The sequence below is a fragment of the Methylobacterium sp. GC_Met_2 genome (assembly GCF_026540795.1).
In the GTDB taxonomy this organism is placed as follows: Bacteria; Pseudomonadota; Alphaproteobacteria; order Rhizobiales; family Beijerinckiaceae; genus Methylobacterium.
The window spans coordinates 35,584-49,449 of sequence record NZ_JALNUM010000007.1; the positions used below are offsets into that span (position 1 = coordinate 35,584).

General features: G+C 68.0%; 19 protein-coding genes. 10 read left to right on the forward strand and 9 right to left on the reverse strand.

Annotated elements, in window-relative coordinates; genetic code table 11:
* Positions 1-126 precede the first annotated feature (126 nt).
* The 8 genes from OXS49_RS04360 (at position 127) to OXS49_RS04395 (ending at position 5,733) form a co-directional block, all read left to right on the forward strand.
* Entirely contained in the window at positions 127-609 is a 483-nt protein-coding gene (locus OXS49_RS04360; protein ID WP_267422145.1) for a DciA family protein, read from the forward strand.
* Between the two features lie 90 nt (positions 610-699).
* Positions 700-1,344: a DsbA family protein gene (locus OXS49_RS04365; RefSeq protein WP_267422148.1), complete on the forward strand. Its 645-nt coding sequence runs from the start codon at positions 700-702 to the stop codon at positions 1,342-1,344.
* Between the two features lie 189 nt (positions 1,345-1,533).
* Complete coding sequence (locus tag OXS49_RS04370) at positions 1,534-1,920, forward strand: AtpZ/AtpI family protein (RefSeq protein WP_243999266.1); 387 nt, start codon at positions 1,534-1,536, stop codon at positions 1,918-1,920.
* A gap of 72 nt (positions 1,921-1,992) precedes the next feature.
* Positions 1,993-2,748 carry a F0F1 ATP synthase subunit A gene (locus tag OXS49_RS04375; RefSeq protein ID WP_267422157.1) on the forward strand — a complete coding sequence of 252 codons (756 nt, stop codon included), beginning with the start codon at positions 1,993-1,995 and terminating at the stop codon, positions 2,746-2,748.
* 67 nt (positions 2,749-2,815) lie between these two features.
* Positions 2,816-3,043, forward strand: a complete 228-nt coding sequence (locus tag OXS49_RS04380; RefSeq protein WP_007566773.1) for a F0F1 ATP synthase subunit C — start codon at positions 2,816-2,818, stop codon at positions 3,041-3,043.
* Positions 3,044-3,161: 118 nt separating this feature from the next.
* The gene (locus OXS49_RS04385; RefSeq protein WP_267422159.1) at positions 3,162-3,740 is read left to right on the forward strand and encodes a F0F1 ATP synthase subunit B'; all 579 of its coding nucleotides are present in this window, start codon (positions 3,162-3,164) and stop codon (positions 3,738-3,740) included.
* 16 nt (positions 3,741-3,756) lie between these two features.
* Positions 3,757-4,242, forward strand: coding sequence for an ATP F0F1 synthase subunit B (locus OXS49_RS04390; protein ID WP_243999390.1), 486 nt, complete (start codon positions 3,757-3,759; stop codon positions 4,240-4,242).
* Between the two features lie 210 nt (positions 4,243-4,452).
* Positions 4,453-5,733, forward strand: coding sequence for an NAD(P)/FAD-dependent oxidoreductase (locus OXS49_RS04395; RefSeq protein WP_267422161.1), 1,281 nt, complete (start codon positions 4,453-4,455; stop codon positions 5,731-5,733).
* Between the two features lie 10 nt (positions 5,734-5,743).
* Here the strand turns inward: OXS49_RS04395 and OXS49_RS04400 are convergent, their stop codons facing one another.
* Positions 5,744-6,613 (reverse strand): formate/nitrite transporter family protein, encoded by an 870-nt coding sequence (locus OXS49_RS04400; RefSeq protein ID WP_243999274.1) that lies wholly within the window; start codon positions 6,611-6,613, stop codon positions 5,744-5,746.
* 46 nt (positions 6,614-6,659) lie between these two features.
* On the reverse strand, positions 6,660-7,400 hold the full coding sequence (locus OXS49_RS04405) for a molybdopterin-binding protein (RefSeq protein ID WP_243999275.1): 741 nt from the start codon (positions 7,398-7,400) through the stop codon (positions 6,660-6,662).
* Between the two features lie 77 nt (positions 7,401-7,477).
* Between OXS49_RS04405 and sfsA the strand changes: the two genes are divergently transcribed.
* The gene (gene sfsA / locus OXS49_RS04410; RefSeq protein WP_243999277.1) at positions 7,478-8,191 is read left to right on the forward strand and encodes a DNA/RNA nuclease SfsA; all 714 of its coding nucleotides are present in this window, start codon (positions 7,478-7,480) and stop codon (positions 8,189-8,191) included.
* Here sfsA and OXS49_RS04415 read toward each other — a convergent pair.
* Complete coding sequence (locus OXS49_RS04415) at positions 8,178-9,020, reverse strand: FkbM family methyltransferase (protein ID WP_267422167.1); 843 nt, start codon at positions 9,018-9,020, stop codon at positions 8,178-8,180. The two genes, sfsA and OXS49_RS04415, sit on opposite strands and share 14 nt — an antisense overlap.
* Positions 9,021-9,136: 116 nt before the next feature.
* Between OXS49_RS04415 and OXS49_RS04420 the strand changes: the two genes are divergently transcribed.
* Entirely contained in the window at positions 9,137-9,901 is a 765-nt protein-coding gene (locus OXS49_RS04420; RefSeq protein ID WP_267422170.1) for an alpha/beta hydrolase, read from the forward strand.
* 4 nt (positions 9,902-9,905) lie between these two features.
* Here the strand turns inward: OXS49_RS04420 and OXS49_RS04425 are convergent, their stop codons facing one another.
* The 6 genes from OXS49_RS04425 to OXS49_RS04450 all read right to left on the reverse strand — a co-directional run bounded on the left by OXS49_RS04425 (position 9,906) and on the right by OXS49_RS04450 (position 13,821).
* A complete protein-coding gene (locus OXS49_RS04425; protein ID WP_243999392.1) occupies positions 9,906-10,667 on the reverse strand; it encodes an ABC transporter permease in 762 nt (253 codons plus the stop codon).
* Between the two features lie 14 nt (positions 10,668-10,681).
* Positions 10,682-11,617: an ABC transporter ATP-binding protein gene (locus tag OXS49_RS04430; protein ID WP_267422280.1), complete on the reverse strand. Its 936-nt coding sequence runs from the start codon at positions 11,615-11,617 to the stop codon at positions 10,682-10,684.
* A 163-nt stretch (positions 11,618-11,780) separates the two neighbouring features.
* A complete protein-coding gene (locus OXS49_RS04435; RefSeq protein ID WP_243999282.1) occupies positions 11,781-12,092 on the reverse strand; it encodes a hypothetical protein in 312 nt (103 codons plus the stop codon).
* A gap of 162 nt (positions 12,093-12,254) precedes the next feature.
* Positions 12,255-12,566 (reverse strand): hypothetical protein, encoded by a 312-nt coding sequence (locus tag OXS49_RS04440; protein WP_243999284.1) that lies wholly within the window; start codon positions 12,564-12,566, stop codon positions 12,255-12,257.
* 307 nt (positions 12,567-12,873) lie between these two features.
* Positions 12,874-13,212, reverse strand: a complete 339-nt coding sequence (locus tag OXS49_RS04445) for a hypothetical protein (protein WP_243999286.1) — start codon at positions 13,210-13,212, stop codon at positions 12,874-12,876.
* A gap of 225 nt (positions 13,213-13,437) precedes the next feature.
* A complete protein-coding gene (locus OXS49_RS04450; protein ID WP_243999288.1) occupies positions 13,438-13,821 on the reverse strand; it encodes an SUF system Fe-S cluster assembly protein in 384 nt (127 codons plus the stop codon).
* Positions 13,822-13,866: the final 45 nt, after the last annotated feature.

A 13,866-nucleotide genomic window follows, 5' to 3' on the forward strand; every position in this document is an offset into this window, starting at 1 on the left:
TCGACAGGGTCCGCGCTGCATAGCCGGCGGGGTGAGGCGATCATAGGGCGGCGAAAGCGCGGCTGCGTCCTCCCTTCGTCAACCATCCTGCGCTAACGTCGCCGGATCCACAGGGCCGGGACCACCATGGCGCGCGTCAAACCGCTGGCCGAACTGATCGAGGGCTGCATCGGCCCGGCCTTTGCGGCGCAGGGCTTCGCCTCGACCGACATCCTGGCCGCGTGGCCGGAGATCGTGGGCGAACGGCTGGCCCGCTACTGCCGGCCGTCCAAGCTCGAATGGCCCAAGCGCCGCCGCCGGGATGGCGAGGCGCCGGAATCCGGTACGCTGGTCGTGCGCGTCGAGGGGGTGTTCGCCATCGAATTGCAGCACCTCGCGCCGGTGGTGATCCAGCGGATCAACAGGCATTACGGCTGGGCCTGCGTGTCGCGGATCGTCCTGCAGCAGGATCGGGTCGGCCGGAGCGGCACGCAGGCCAAACCCACCCGCGTGGATCCCGTTCGGGTCGTCGAGGTCCAGAAGGCGGTCGCTGGGATCGCCGATGACGGCCTGCGCGCGGCGCTCGACCGCCTCGGGACCGCGGCCGTCGCCACCCGCCCGGATCGATAAGCGAGGCGATTCGGTCGCCTTGCCAGGACGGCCGCGCCCGAGTACCCGCATCGGGACGCCAAGACTGATCAATCCGGCGGAGCCTGCCCGATGACGACGCGACGCGACGCTCTCAAGTTCTCCGGCCTCGCCTTGGGCGCCGGCCTCGCCCTGCCCTACCTGCCCCGCGCGGCGCAGGCACAGGGCGCGGATCTCGCGACCCTGATGCAGCCGGGCCCGCTCGGCGATGTCTGGCTCGGGCCCCCGGACGCCAAGTGCACGATCATCGAGTACGCCTCGATGACCTGCTCGCACTGCGCCGCCTTCCACCGCAACACGTGGCCGACGTTGAAGGAGCGCTACATCGACACCGGCAAGGTGCGGTTCACGCTGCGCGAATTCCCCCTCGATCCCCTGGCCACCGCCGCGTTCATGCTGGCGCGCTGCGAGGGCGATTCGAAGTACTACCCGATCACCGACCTGCTGTTCGATCAGCAGGCGGCCTGGGCCTTCACGCCCAAGCCGGTGGATGCGCTGGAGCAGATGCTGCGGCAGGCCGGCTACACCAAGCAGACCTTCGAGGCCTGCCTGAAGGACCAGAAGATCTACGGTGCCGTCAACACCGTGAAGCAGCGCGGGCTCGACGTGTTCAAGGTCGATTCCACGCCGACCTTCTTCATCAACGGCGAGCGCTACACCGGCGAGATGACGGTCGAGGGCATGGAGAAGGTGATCAAGCCGATCATCGGGGCCTGAAGGCCGGGCCGACGCTCTTGCGAAGCACCGCGCCGGAGTTGCGGCTCAAGCTGGAATACCAGATTAAAATCAACGGCTTACCATGTATGGGCTTCGCCTTGACACCCAAGATAGGCGAAACTATGGTGCGCCCGCTTGCTGGGGGCGTCCAGCCGGTTTCGGATCCTCCCGCCCTGTGAGTTTTGAGCCGTGAACGGCGACGACACGAGGGGCGGGGCGAGGGACGGAGACGGGACCGAGGGGACGCCGACGGACAGCGAACTCTCCGCGAGGCTCAAACGTCTCGAGACGCAGATCGAACGGAAGCGGCCGCAGGCTGCTGCCGATCCTTCCACGCGCCCTCGGAACGGCGGAGGCTCGTCGCTGGGCCAGGCCATGACGCTCTCGACCGAGTTCGTCGCTGGCGTGATCGCGGGAGGGGTACTCGGCTGGATCGTCGATCATGTCTTCGGGACCAAACCCTGGGGCTTGATCGTCCTTCTGATGCTCGGGTTCGTCGCGGGGGTCTACAACGTGATGCGGGTGTCGGGTTTCTCCGGCGCGCGTCCGGAGCGGCGCGACCGGCAGGAGCCATAAGGCGCGCCGGTCGGTGACAATCGAGGCGGCCGGCATGAGCCGGTGCGTCGGACAAGAAGGGCGGGAGCGGGAATGGCGGTCACGATCGACCCGATCGAGCAGTTCGAGCTGAAGCCGCTCGTATCGCTCGGCCATATCGGCCATCAGCAACTCGCGTTCACCCAATCCGCCCTGTACATGTTCGCCGCCGTCGGCGTGATCGCGCTGATCACCATCGTGGCGACTTCGTCGCGCTCGATCGTCCCGGGCCGGATGCAGTCGCTCGCGGAGATCTTCTACGAATTCATCGCCGACACGCTGCACCAATCCACCGGCGAAGGCGGCAAGCGGTTCATGCCGCTGGTGTTCTCCCTGTTCATGTTCGTGCTGATCCTGAACCTGTTCGGGATGATCCCCTACGCCTTCGCGGTGACCAGCCACCTGATCGTCACCTTCGGGCTCGCCGCGCTCGTGATCTCCACCGTGGTGATCTTCGGCGTGATGAAGCACGGCACCCACTTCTTCGGCCTGTTCGTGCCGTCGGGCGTGCCGAAGCCGCTTCTGGCGATCCTGGTGCCGATCGAGATCATCTCCTTCATCTCGCGCCCGATCAGCCTGTCGGTGCGTCTGTTCGCCAACATGCTGGCCGGTCACATCGCGATGAAGATCTTCGCGTTCTTCGTGGTTCAGCTTCTTCTCGCGGGCGCCTGGAGCGTGCTATCGCCGCTCCCGCTGTTCCTGACGATCGCGCTGACCGCGCTCGAATTCCTCGTTGCGGCGCTGCAGGCCTACGTCTTCGCGACGCTGACGGCGATCTACCTCAACGACGCCCTTCACCCCGGCCACTAATCCGGCCGGCTCCACCCGCCGCAAACGTCAAAGCACGTTTCGATCTGAAGAGACCTCAGGAGTTATCATGGATCCCGTCGCTGCGAAGTACATCGGCGCCGGCCTCGCCTGCCTCGGCATGGCGGGTGCGGGCATCGGCCTCGGCAACCTGTTCGGTCAGTTCCTTGCCGGCGCCCTTCGCAACCCGTCCGCTGCCGACGGCCAGCGCGCCACGCTGCTCCTGGGCTTCGCCCTCACCGAGGCGCTCGGCATCTTCTCGCTGCTGATCGCGCTGCTGCTGCTCTTCGCCGTCTGATCGGCAACGGAGGCTGCGGCCTCCCGGTCAACGGGTGGGCGCTCCGTGATGGGGCGCCCGCCTTCGTCCGTCACCGCATCGCGGTGGCTTCAGCGAACGGTGTCAGTGTAGCGGTCCCATGGCGCAGCCCAACCCCCTCACCACGCCGCCCCCGGGCGCCGACACGCAGGTCGTGCCGGGCCATGTCGAGCACCCGGAAGGGCATACCGGCGCCTTCCCGCCCTTCGAGAGCTCCGGCTTCCTGGCGCAGCTGATCTGGCTCGCGCTCGCCTTCGGGCTTCTCTACTACCTGATGGACAAGATCGCGCTGCCGCGGATCCAGTCGATCCTGCACGCCCGCGCGGAGCGGCTGCGGGCCGATCTCGATCAGGCGCAGGCCATGAAAACCGAGGCGGATGCCGCAGGCGTCGCCTTCGAGACCGCGCTGCGGGACGCGCAGGGCAAGGCGCGCGACATCGCGCAGACCACCCGCAACGAACTGGCCGCCGAAGCCGATGCCAAGCGCAAGGCGCTGGAGGAGCAGCTGAACGCGAAGCTCGCCACTTCCGAAGCGACGATCCGCCAGCGGACCGAAGCCGCCATGGGCAATGTCCGCTCGATCGCGGGCGAGGCCGCCGCGGCGATCGTCGAGCGTCTGACGGGTCAGGCGCCCGACCGGGCGACCCTCGACCGCGCCCTCGACGCCACCGCACACTAGACGGGAACCCACGATGCTGCTCGAAGCCGAATTCTGGGTCGCCGTCGCGTTCGTCATCTTCATGGGTATCGCCTGGAAGGCCGGCGCTTTCTCGGCGATGACCAAGGGACTCGACGGCCGTGCCAAGCGCGTCCGCCACGAACTCGATGAGGCCAAGCGCCTGCGCGAGGAGGCGGCCGCCGTGCTGGCCGACTACAAGCGCCGCCGCGCCGAGGCCGAGAAGGAGGCCGAGTCGATCGTCGCCGGCGCCCGTGAGGAGGCGCAGCGCGCCGCCGAAGAGGGCCACCGCAAGCTCGACGACTTCCTGGCCCGCCGCACCAAGGCTGCCGAAACCAAGATCGCCCAGGCCGAGGCGCAAGCCGAAGCCCAGGTCCGGGCTGCGGCTGCCGAGGCCGCCGTCAAGGTGTCGGAGACGATCCTGCGCGACCGGTTGCAGGGCGAGGCCGCCCAGGGCCTGATCCGCGCGAGCCTCGGTGAAGTCCGGACGCGCCTGCGGTCCTGATCCAGTTCATCCCCGCGTAGAGAAGCCGCCTCCGGGCGGCTTTTTTCGTTCAGCGGCGTCGGCGCTCGGGAAGGATCCCATCGCGCCGCGCTCACCGACGCTGCCCGGCCGGGGTCGCTGCGCGACCAATCGCGATGACGAAGACCGTCGGCACCGGCGAACATCGCGGCCGTGAACGACGTTCCCGAAGCGTGTGAGCGCGGGGACGGCATGGCGGATAAGGCACGGATCGTAATCGTCGGCGGCGGCGTCGCCGGCATCGAGGTGGCCACGAGCCTCGGGCGCGGCGGCGGGGCCGACGTGATCCTCGCCGACCGCAGCCTGTCTCATGTCTGGAAGCCGATGCTGCACACCTTCGCGGCCGGCACGGCCCGGGCCGACCGGCAGAAGGTCGACTTCTTCGCCCAGGCGCGCCGCAATAGCTTCCGGTTCCAGCCCGGGGCCCTGACCGGTATCGACCGGGCGGCGAAGCGGGTTAAACTCATGATCGAAGCCGCCGAGGGGCGGCCGGAGGTGGACCTCGCTTACGACCTCCTGGTCATCGCCATCGGGAGCCGGGCCAATGATTTCGGCACGCCCGGCGTTGCGGAGCATTGCCTGACCATCGACGATCTGACCGAGGCCGAGCACTTCCACGACCAGCTCCGATGCCATCTGCTGGCGCGGCTCGATCGCGGCGGCATGCTGGAGATCGCGATCGTGGGCGGCGGGGCAACCGGCGTCGAGCTCGCCGCCGAGTTGAAACATGCCATCAACCTGCTCTCGGCCTACGGTTCGCCGGACTTGCCGCAGCGCCTGCGTTTGACCCTGATCGAGAGCGGGCCGCGCCTGCTGGCGGCCTTTCCGGAGCGAGTCTCGCGCGCCGCCGCCCGCACCCTCTCGGACCTCGGCGTCGCGGTGCGGACCGGCGCCATGGTAACGGCGGCGGACGCGTCGGGCTTTACCCTGAAGGATGGAAGCCGCATCCCCGCCGGTCTGAAGGTCTGGGCGGCCGGCGTGAAGGCCCCCGACGTGCTCGCCGGCCTCGACGGGTTGGAGCGGTCACGGACCGGACAGCTCGTCGTCGGCCCGGACCTGCGCGCGACCCGCGATCCGGCGATCATCGCGCTGGGCGACTGCGCCAGCCTCGCGGATCCGCAAACCGACAAGCCGGTTCCCGCGACGGCACAGGCCGCCCGGCAGCAGGCGCAGCACCTCGCCCGCCATCTCGGAGGCGTGCTGGCCAGCGGCGGCACCGTGGCGACCGAGCTGCCGCCATTCCGCTACGTCGAGAAAGGCGCCATCGTCTCGCTGGCCGATTTCAACGGATGGGGGACGCTGGGCCGCTACACCTTCGGCGGCGGCCGCCTGAGAGGGCTGTCCGCCCGGCTGACCCACGACCTGCTGTACCGCCAGCATCAGATCGGCCTGTACGGACCTGTCCGCGGGACTCTGGCATGGCTGCTCGACGATCTCGATCACCTGATCAGCCCGCCCGTGAAGCTCGACTGAGCGGCCGGTCTCAATCGAGCCGTTCGCCCTCGACCGCCTTGGTCTCCTCCACCTCCGGCGCGACCTGTCCGTAATTCAGCACTGCCACCAGAGCGGCCCCGCCGAAGGTGTTGCCGAGCAGCGTCGGCAGGAAAAACTTCAACCCGTAATCGCCCATCGAGGCGGCCCCGGTGACCACGAGGTAGAAGGCCTCCACCGAGCCGGCCACGATATGAGCGAGGCTGCAGAGCGCCACCAGCCACGTCATCAGCAGGATCACGAAGGGTGCCGCGCTGGCCGTGGCGGGCAGGAACCACACCATCAGGGCGATCATCCAACCGGCGAAGACCGCCTTGACGAACGTCGCCCAGAAATCGTGCGCGATGGCGTCGTGGCTGATCTCCGCGAAGGCCTTGAGCACGGGTGGCTCGAAGGCGCCCGAATAGGCCACCACCGTCGCGATCGTGAGCGTCCCCAGGATGTTGCCCGACAGGACGATTGACCAGAGCCGGACCACCCGCAGGGCCGTCTTCACGGAGCGGTCGTGCAGCAGCGGCAGGACCGGCGTGATCGTGTTTTCGGTGAAGAGCTGCTGCCGCCCAAGGACCACGACGAGGAAGCCGACCGCGTAGCCCATGGAGCTCACGATCTTCGCCCAGTCCGTCTCGGGCAGGTGGCTCCGCAGGACGCCGGGTACGATCAGCGACAGGGCGATGCTCAAGCCCGCGGAGAACGCCGAGAGGAACAGCGCGAGGCCGTTGCGCCGCAACTCCTCGTCGCCTTCCAGCCGGATGACCTCGTGCAGGACGTAGGCGTCGGGGCGGCCGATTTCCGAGACCTCCTTCAGCAACTCGTCGCGGCGGGCCGCCGGATCGGCCCGCTTGTTCTTGTCCCGCACCATCCACTCAGCTCCGTAACGCAACGCGATCCGATTGGAGGTCCGACATTCAGGCCGACAGCCGCGCCAGCAAGGCTTCGACCGCGCCGCGCGCCTCGGCGAGCGCCGCGGGATCCCGGCTGCGCACGACGATCCGGTTGCGAAACCCCTCCGGCGTCATCGCCGGATACGAACCGATCGAAACCTTCGGCCGCTCCTTGGCGATCACGCCGAGGTCACCGGCGTAATTGCCCTCCGGCAGGCCGGCCGCCTCGATCGTCTCGGAGAGCATCGCGGCGCCCCCCTGCAGGGTCGGGGCGATCGAATCCAGCATGGCCTGCATGATGGCGGGCACGCCGGCCATCACGTGGACGTTGCCGATCCGGAAGCCCGGCGCCTTCGAGACCGGGTTGGCGATCAGGTCGGCGCCGAAGGGGATGCGTGCCATGCGCAGGCGGGCTTCGTTCAGATCCTCCGGCTTGTGCCGCTCCAGCAGCATCGCCCGGGCGCGCTCATCGACATCGATGCCGACCCCGAAGGCTCGGGCGACGCAATCCGCCGTGATGTCGTCGTGGGTCGGGCCGATCCCGCCGGTGGTGAACAGATAGGCGTAGCGGGTCCGCAGGGCATTGACCGCTTCGACGATCATGTCGGCCTCATCCGGCACGACCCGCACCTCACGGAGATCGATGCCGGCCGCGGTGAGGAAGTCCGCGATGGTGCCGATGTTCTTGTCCTTGGTGCGACCCGAGAGGATCTCATCGCCGATCACGAGGATGGCGGCGGTGACGGATTCGGTGGTCTGGTCCATGGGTCTCTGGCGTCGGGTGGATCGCGCGGGCAGATAGCGCGACACGCTCTCCTGGCTACGACAATCCCGAGGATGCCATGCAGTTCGCCGCGCCGCTCCTGCCGGGACGGCTGGTTCGACGCTACAAGCGCTTCCTGGCCGATATCGAGACTGCGGAGGGGCTCGTCACGGCGCATTGCCCCAATCCGGGGGCGATGCTGGGGCTGAACACGCCCGGGGTGCGGGCACTGCTGTCCCGCTCGGCGAACCCGACGCGCAAGCTTCCGCTGACCTGGGAGCTGGTCGAGGCCGATCTGCCCGGCGGCCCGCAATGGGTCGGCCTCAACACCCTGCGCCCGAACGGCCTGGTGGCCGAGGCTTTCCGGGCCGGGGTGATCCCGGCCTTGGCCGGGTACGACGTGCTGAAGCCGGAGGTTCGCTACGCGCAGGCGAGCCGGGTCGATTTCCTGGCGAGCGGCGGTGGTGGCGGGCCGTGCCACGTCGAGGTCAAGAACTGCCACCTGATGCGCCGGGCCGGTCTGGCGGAGTTCCCCGACTGCACGGCCGCCCGCAGCGCCCGGCACATGCGCGACCTCGCCCAGGTGGTCGTCGCGGGCGGCCGGGCGCTGGTCGTCATCGTGGTGCAGATGCACGCGGAGGCGTTCGATGTCGCCCGCGACATCGACCCGGCCTTCGACAAGGCCTTTCGGGAGGCGCGTGCCGCGGGCGTGGTGGTCCGCGCCTATCGCTGTGCGGTCGGCCCGGAGGGCGTTAGGATTGCGGACGAGATTCCGGTCGTCACGCCGCCCTGACGGCCGAGCGTTCGAACATCAGGTTCAGCCGGGAGCGCGCGACCTCGCGATAGCCGAAGCCCTCGAGGTGCCTGGGCAGGTCGATCTGCCACTGGCCGGTGCCGTTCTCGATCAGCAGGATGCGGGGCAGCAGGGAGTCCGGCGCCTCGCGCAGGAACGGCTCCAGGATCAGATCCTCGGCACCCTCCACGTCGAGCTTGACGGCATCGACCCGCGACAGCCTTTCGCCACGCAGCAGATCCATCAGCGTCACCGCCGGTACGGTGATCCGGGCGCCCTCGTTGGTGCCGACGATCCGCAGGCTCGATTCGCCCCGGTTGCGGGGATCGATGAACAGGGTCAGCTCGCCGGCCTTGTCGGCCACCGCGCAGGCGACCGCCTTCACGGTGTGGAACGGGTTCTGGGCGATGTTGTAGGTCAGGCGGTTGAACACGTCGGGCTGCGGTTCCACCGCGATGATCCGGGCCCCCGGGCCCGAGAAGGCGGCCACGCACAACGCGTAGGCTCCGATATTGGCGCCGATGTCGAGGAACACGCAGTCCTTCGGCAGGCGTTCCTGAAGAAGTGCCCGCTCTTCGGGATCGAAGAACTGCGGCGTGAACAACACCTTCTTCTCGCAATTGTTGTTGTACGGGTGCAGCCGCATGCGCGCCCCGTAGCGGGTGACATCCAGGGGCTTGCCCCGGAGCCGCGAGATCGCGATCCGGCGCAGGAACAGCGCGAGGCGCCGCCCGTACCAGGATCCGGCCGGAATCCGGTTCGTACGGCGGGTGATGGCCGCTACGAGACCGGTGGGTTCGTAGGTGCCGTAAGGCTGCGTGTCCGTCATGACCGGCGGGGTTTGCCAGCCGGCGCGCGCCCCCGCAAGCCGATCGCGATGCGTTGCCCCGGCAAGCCCGCGTGGTCTAAGCGGTGGCCGAGCGTGAGGAGCATGGGTTGCCCGGCATGGAATCCTTCAATTCCGACGGCGTGCGGATCGCCTATATCGACGTCCCACCGGCGGACGGTGTGGGCAATCCGATCCTGCTGATCCACGGCTTCGCGTCGAACCACGCGGTCAACTGGGTCAACACCCAGTGGGTGAAGGCGCTCTCCCAGGCCGGCTACCGGGCGATCGCCCTGGACAATCGCGGCCACGGCGAGAGCGAGAAGCTCTACGATTCGGCCGCCTACAGCTCGGAGGCGATGGCGGGCGATGCGATTCGCCTGCTCGACCATCTCGGCATCGAGCGCGCCCACGTGATGGGCTACTCGATGGGCGGGCGGATCACGGCGCACATCGCCCTGGATCACGCGAGTCGGGTCCGCTCGGCGCTGATCGGCGGGCTCGGCATGCACCTCGTCGAGGGTAAGGGGCTGCCCTCGGGCATCGCGGAGGCGCTGGAGGCGCCCGCCGGCACAAAAGCGTCGAACCCGACCGCGGCGGCCTTCCGCATCTTCGCCGAGCAGACGCGGAGCGACCTGCGGGCGCTGGCCGCCTGCATGCGCGGCTCCCGCCAGACCCTGAGCCGGGCGGAACTCGGGCAGATCGAGGTTCCGGTGCTGGTCTCGGTCGGCACCCTCGACACGGTCGCGGGCTCCGGTCCGGGTCTCGCCGCCCTGATCCCGGATGCGCGGGCGCTCGAGATCGAGGGCAAGGACCACTCGACCGCGGTCGGCGCGAAGCCGCACCGGGATGGCGTGCTGGCCTTCCTGGCCGCGCAGCCCTGAGGCCTCAGCTCTTCAGCCGGTAGCCCGTGCGGAAGATGTAGGTGACGAGGCCGAGGCAGATCACCAGGAACAACGCGGTCATGCCGAGGCTGATCGCGATGTTCACGTCAGCCTTGCCGAAGAACGCCCAGCGGAAACCGCTGATCAGGTACACGACCGGGTTGAGCAGGCTCACCGCGTGCCAGAACGGCGGCAGCATGCCGATGGCGTAGAAGCTGCCACCCAGGAAGGTCAGCGGCGTGACGACGAGGAGCGGCACGAGCTGAAGCTTCTCGAACCCGTCCGCCCAGAGGCCGATCACGAAGCCGAACAGGCTGAAGGTCACGGCGGTGAGCAGCAGGAAGCCGATCATCCAGACCGGGTGTTCGATTCGAAGCGGCACGAACAGCGCCGAGGTCGCCAGGATGATCAGGCCGATCAGGATCGACTTGGAGGCCGCCGCACCGACGAAGCCCAGCACGACCTCCAGCGGCGAGATCGGTGCCGACAGGATCTCGTAGATCGTGCCGGCGAAGCGCGGGAAGTAGATGCCGAACGAGGCGTTGGCGATGCTCTGCGTCAGCAGCGACAGCATGATCAGCCCGGGCACGATGAACAGCCCGTAGGGCACGCCGTCGACCGCCGAGACCCGCGAGCCGATCGCGGCGCCGAACACCACGAAGTACAGCGTGGTCGAGATCACCGGGGCCAGGATGCTCTGCCCGGCGGTGCGCCAGAACCGTCCCATCTCGAACCGATAGATCGCCCGGACCGCCGGCCAGTTCATGCTGTAAGCCGTGCTCATGCCCGTGCCCCTTCTTCGCGTACGAGGCCCACGAAGATGTCCTCCAGCGAACTCTGCTCGGTGTGCAGGTCGTTGAACCGGATGCCCGCCGCGGCGAGCCCGGTGAGTAGCCCGGTGATGCCGGTGCGCTCGGCCCGCGTATCGTAGGTGTAGACCAGTTCGCGCCCGTCCGCGGCGAGGGCCAGTTCGTAATCGGCGAGTTCGGGCGGGATGGCCGTGATCGGCTGCTGAAGATTCAGTGTGAGCTGCTTGCGCCCGAGCTTGCGCATCAGCGCGGCCTTCTCCTCCACCAGGATGATCTCGCCGCGGCGGATCACGCCGATGCGGTCGGCCATCTCCTCCGCCTCCTCGATGTAGTGGGTGGTGAGGATGACGGTGACGCCCTGTTGACGCAGCTCGCGCACCAAACGCCACATGTTCTGGCGCAACTCGACATCGACGCCCGCGGTCGGCTCGTCGAGGAACAGCACCCGGGGCTCGTGCGACAGCGCCTTGGCGATCAGCACCCGACGCTTCATGCCGCCCGACAGAGTCATCAGCCGGCTGTCGCGCTTGTCCCACAGGGAGAGCGCCCGCAGGATCCGCTCGATATGGCCAGGATCCGGCCGCAGCCCGAACAGGCCGCGGGAGAAGCTGACCGTGTTCAGCACCGTCTCGAAGGCGTCGGTGGTGAGTTCCTGCGGCACGAGCCCGATGGCACGCCGTGCGGCGCGGTAGTCGCCGGCAATGTCATGGCCATCGACCAGTACGGTGCCGGAACTCGGCGTGACGATCCCGCAGACGATGTTGATCAGGGTCGACTTGCCGGCTCCGTTCGGGCCGAGCAACGCGAAGATCTCCCCGGCCTCGATCGCGAGGTCGATGTCGCGCAGGGCCGTGAAGCCGGACGTGTAGGTCTTCGACAGCTGCGAGATGGATATGATCGGCATCAGGGCCTGAGTGAAGCGTTGGCGAGCCCGGAGCCGGTAACGTGCGCACCGCGCGCGCGTCGATGCGCCGACGGACGTCGCCTCGGGAAGGCCGGCCCTATAGCACGCCGATCGGGAAGCCGGGCCGATCCGGTGTGCGCCGGCGCACGGCCGGGCACGTCAGCCGTTATCGCTCGCCGAAGCGCTCGACGATCGCCAAGCATTCCCGGCGCTGATCCGGGTCTTCGATGCGCGAGAACGCCGCCAGCAGCGCGGCGCATTCCGAGGCAGCCGGTCCGCGTGGAATTGCGTTCGCGGTCCCGCGCCCCTGGAAGGTCGAGACGGGGATCTTCAACGCCTCTGCAATCTGTCCGAGCAGCCGCACCCGCTCGTCGGCGGAGGACGTGGCTGTCTTAGGATCGAAGCCCGCTGCGTCCGTCATGATGCCTTCAACACCAACCCTCGATCGGACGCATGCGCCGACGCCCGGCGCGAACATCCACATATTCGCGACCGGTGCAACCTACCGTTAGGTGTCGAACCTCGCGGCAGACAGCGGAGTTTCGGTGGACAGGGGGGCCGAGTGGATCAGCGGACCTCCGGGCAACGGCCAATTCAATCATCTCGCCTTGAAATGGCGCCGTGATCAGACGAGCTTGGCTCAACCCGCTCGCCGAAGCGTGATGAGCACGACAAGCCCGACCAGCGTCCCGGCCCCGAGGAACCTGCGCCAGGGATTTACCCCGCGCAACAGTTCATCGAGCGCCCACCACGCGAGGGCGAGGTCTGCGCCGACAGACAGCCATCGTGCCAGGGATTGGTTCGTCTGCGCCGCCCAGGCGCCCAACGTGAACCCACCGAACAGCCACAGGGGTAGATTGGGCCATTGCCCGACGGTCAGCGCACCGGTTTTGCGGTTCCGGAATAGCCAATCGACCGTCCTGGCGAACACGCCGGTCCTGCTGTGCTCCATGGCGTCGGACGTCCTGGGAGAATGCGTGCTCTGCCGCACCGCCGAGCCGTGCCGGCGGAGCTAGAACACATTAACGGATCCGGTGCGGTCTTAACGAACGACTAACCTTAGTAAATGGAAACCGCCCGCAAATCCCTAACGGAAGCTGAAAAGACTCGCGGAAATTCCGTTAATACGTTGGTAATGCGTTGGCCGGGCGGCGAGGCAGCCGCCCCTGAGAGAGGATCGATCATGAGCGCCCGTCTCGAGGACCTGAAGTTCATGCTGACGCTCAGCGCCGTCGTACTCTTCGGCAGCGGCCTCGATATCATCCTGCGCTGATCGGGACGGCCGTGTCGGCGTGGAATTGCTGGCCACCGCGCGCGATGGCGCGCCGGAGGGCGGAACGGGCCGCCGTGTCACGGGTCGGTCCGGTTAGGCCGGGTGCCGCAGCGTAGGGAACGGCGACCACGCGGGTCCCGAAGGCGGCCCGATGATGCGAGCCACCGTGATCACCGGCGGCGGATCCGGTTTGGCCGGAGCGGAGGAAGCTCCGCAACTCGGCGACCTTCGCCCGACGTTCCGCCTGGATTCTCACCAGAGCTAGAACGAGACCGACCAGCCCGGCGGTCTCCAGAATGGCTGCAACCACGTAGCCCGAAGCCATTCAATTTCACCGAGCACTCTGATGGGGATACCGCGCGGCTGCGGCCGGTCCCGATCTGCGCCCGGATGGTTAGCGCGACCTTAATGGCATCTTCGATCGCCTCAGCGTGCAACAAGGCGATGACCGACATCATCGACCAGCCGGAGATCGGCCCGCATCTGGCGCTGGCCGACATCTACGAGGCCGTCGCCTTCGAGCCCGAGTGCAACGCGCCGTGACCGCGCGCTACCACATGTCGAGGGCGACGCGGGCCTCGTCCGACATGCGGCTCTGATCCCACGGCGGATCGAACACCATCGTGACCGAGCAGGACTGAACGCCCGGCACTGCTGCCACCGCGTTCTCGACCCAGCCGGGCATCTCGCCCGCCACCGGGCAGCCCGGCGCGGTGAGGGTCATATCGATGGCGACGTTCCGATCGTCGCCGATATCGACCTTGTAGATCAGGCCGAGCTCGTAGATGTCGGCCGGGATCTCCGGATCGTAGACGCTCTTCAGCGCCGCGACGATGTCGTCGGTCAGGCGATCCAGTTCCGCCGGCGGGATCGCGGAATCGCCGGCGACGGCTGGGGCGTTCATGCCGCCCGTGATGGTGGCGTCGGTGGTCATCGCTTCACTCTCTTCGGACGCGTCCGGACGGGACCAGCCTCGTAC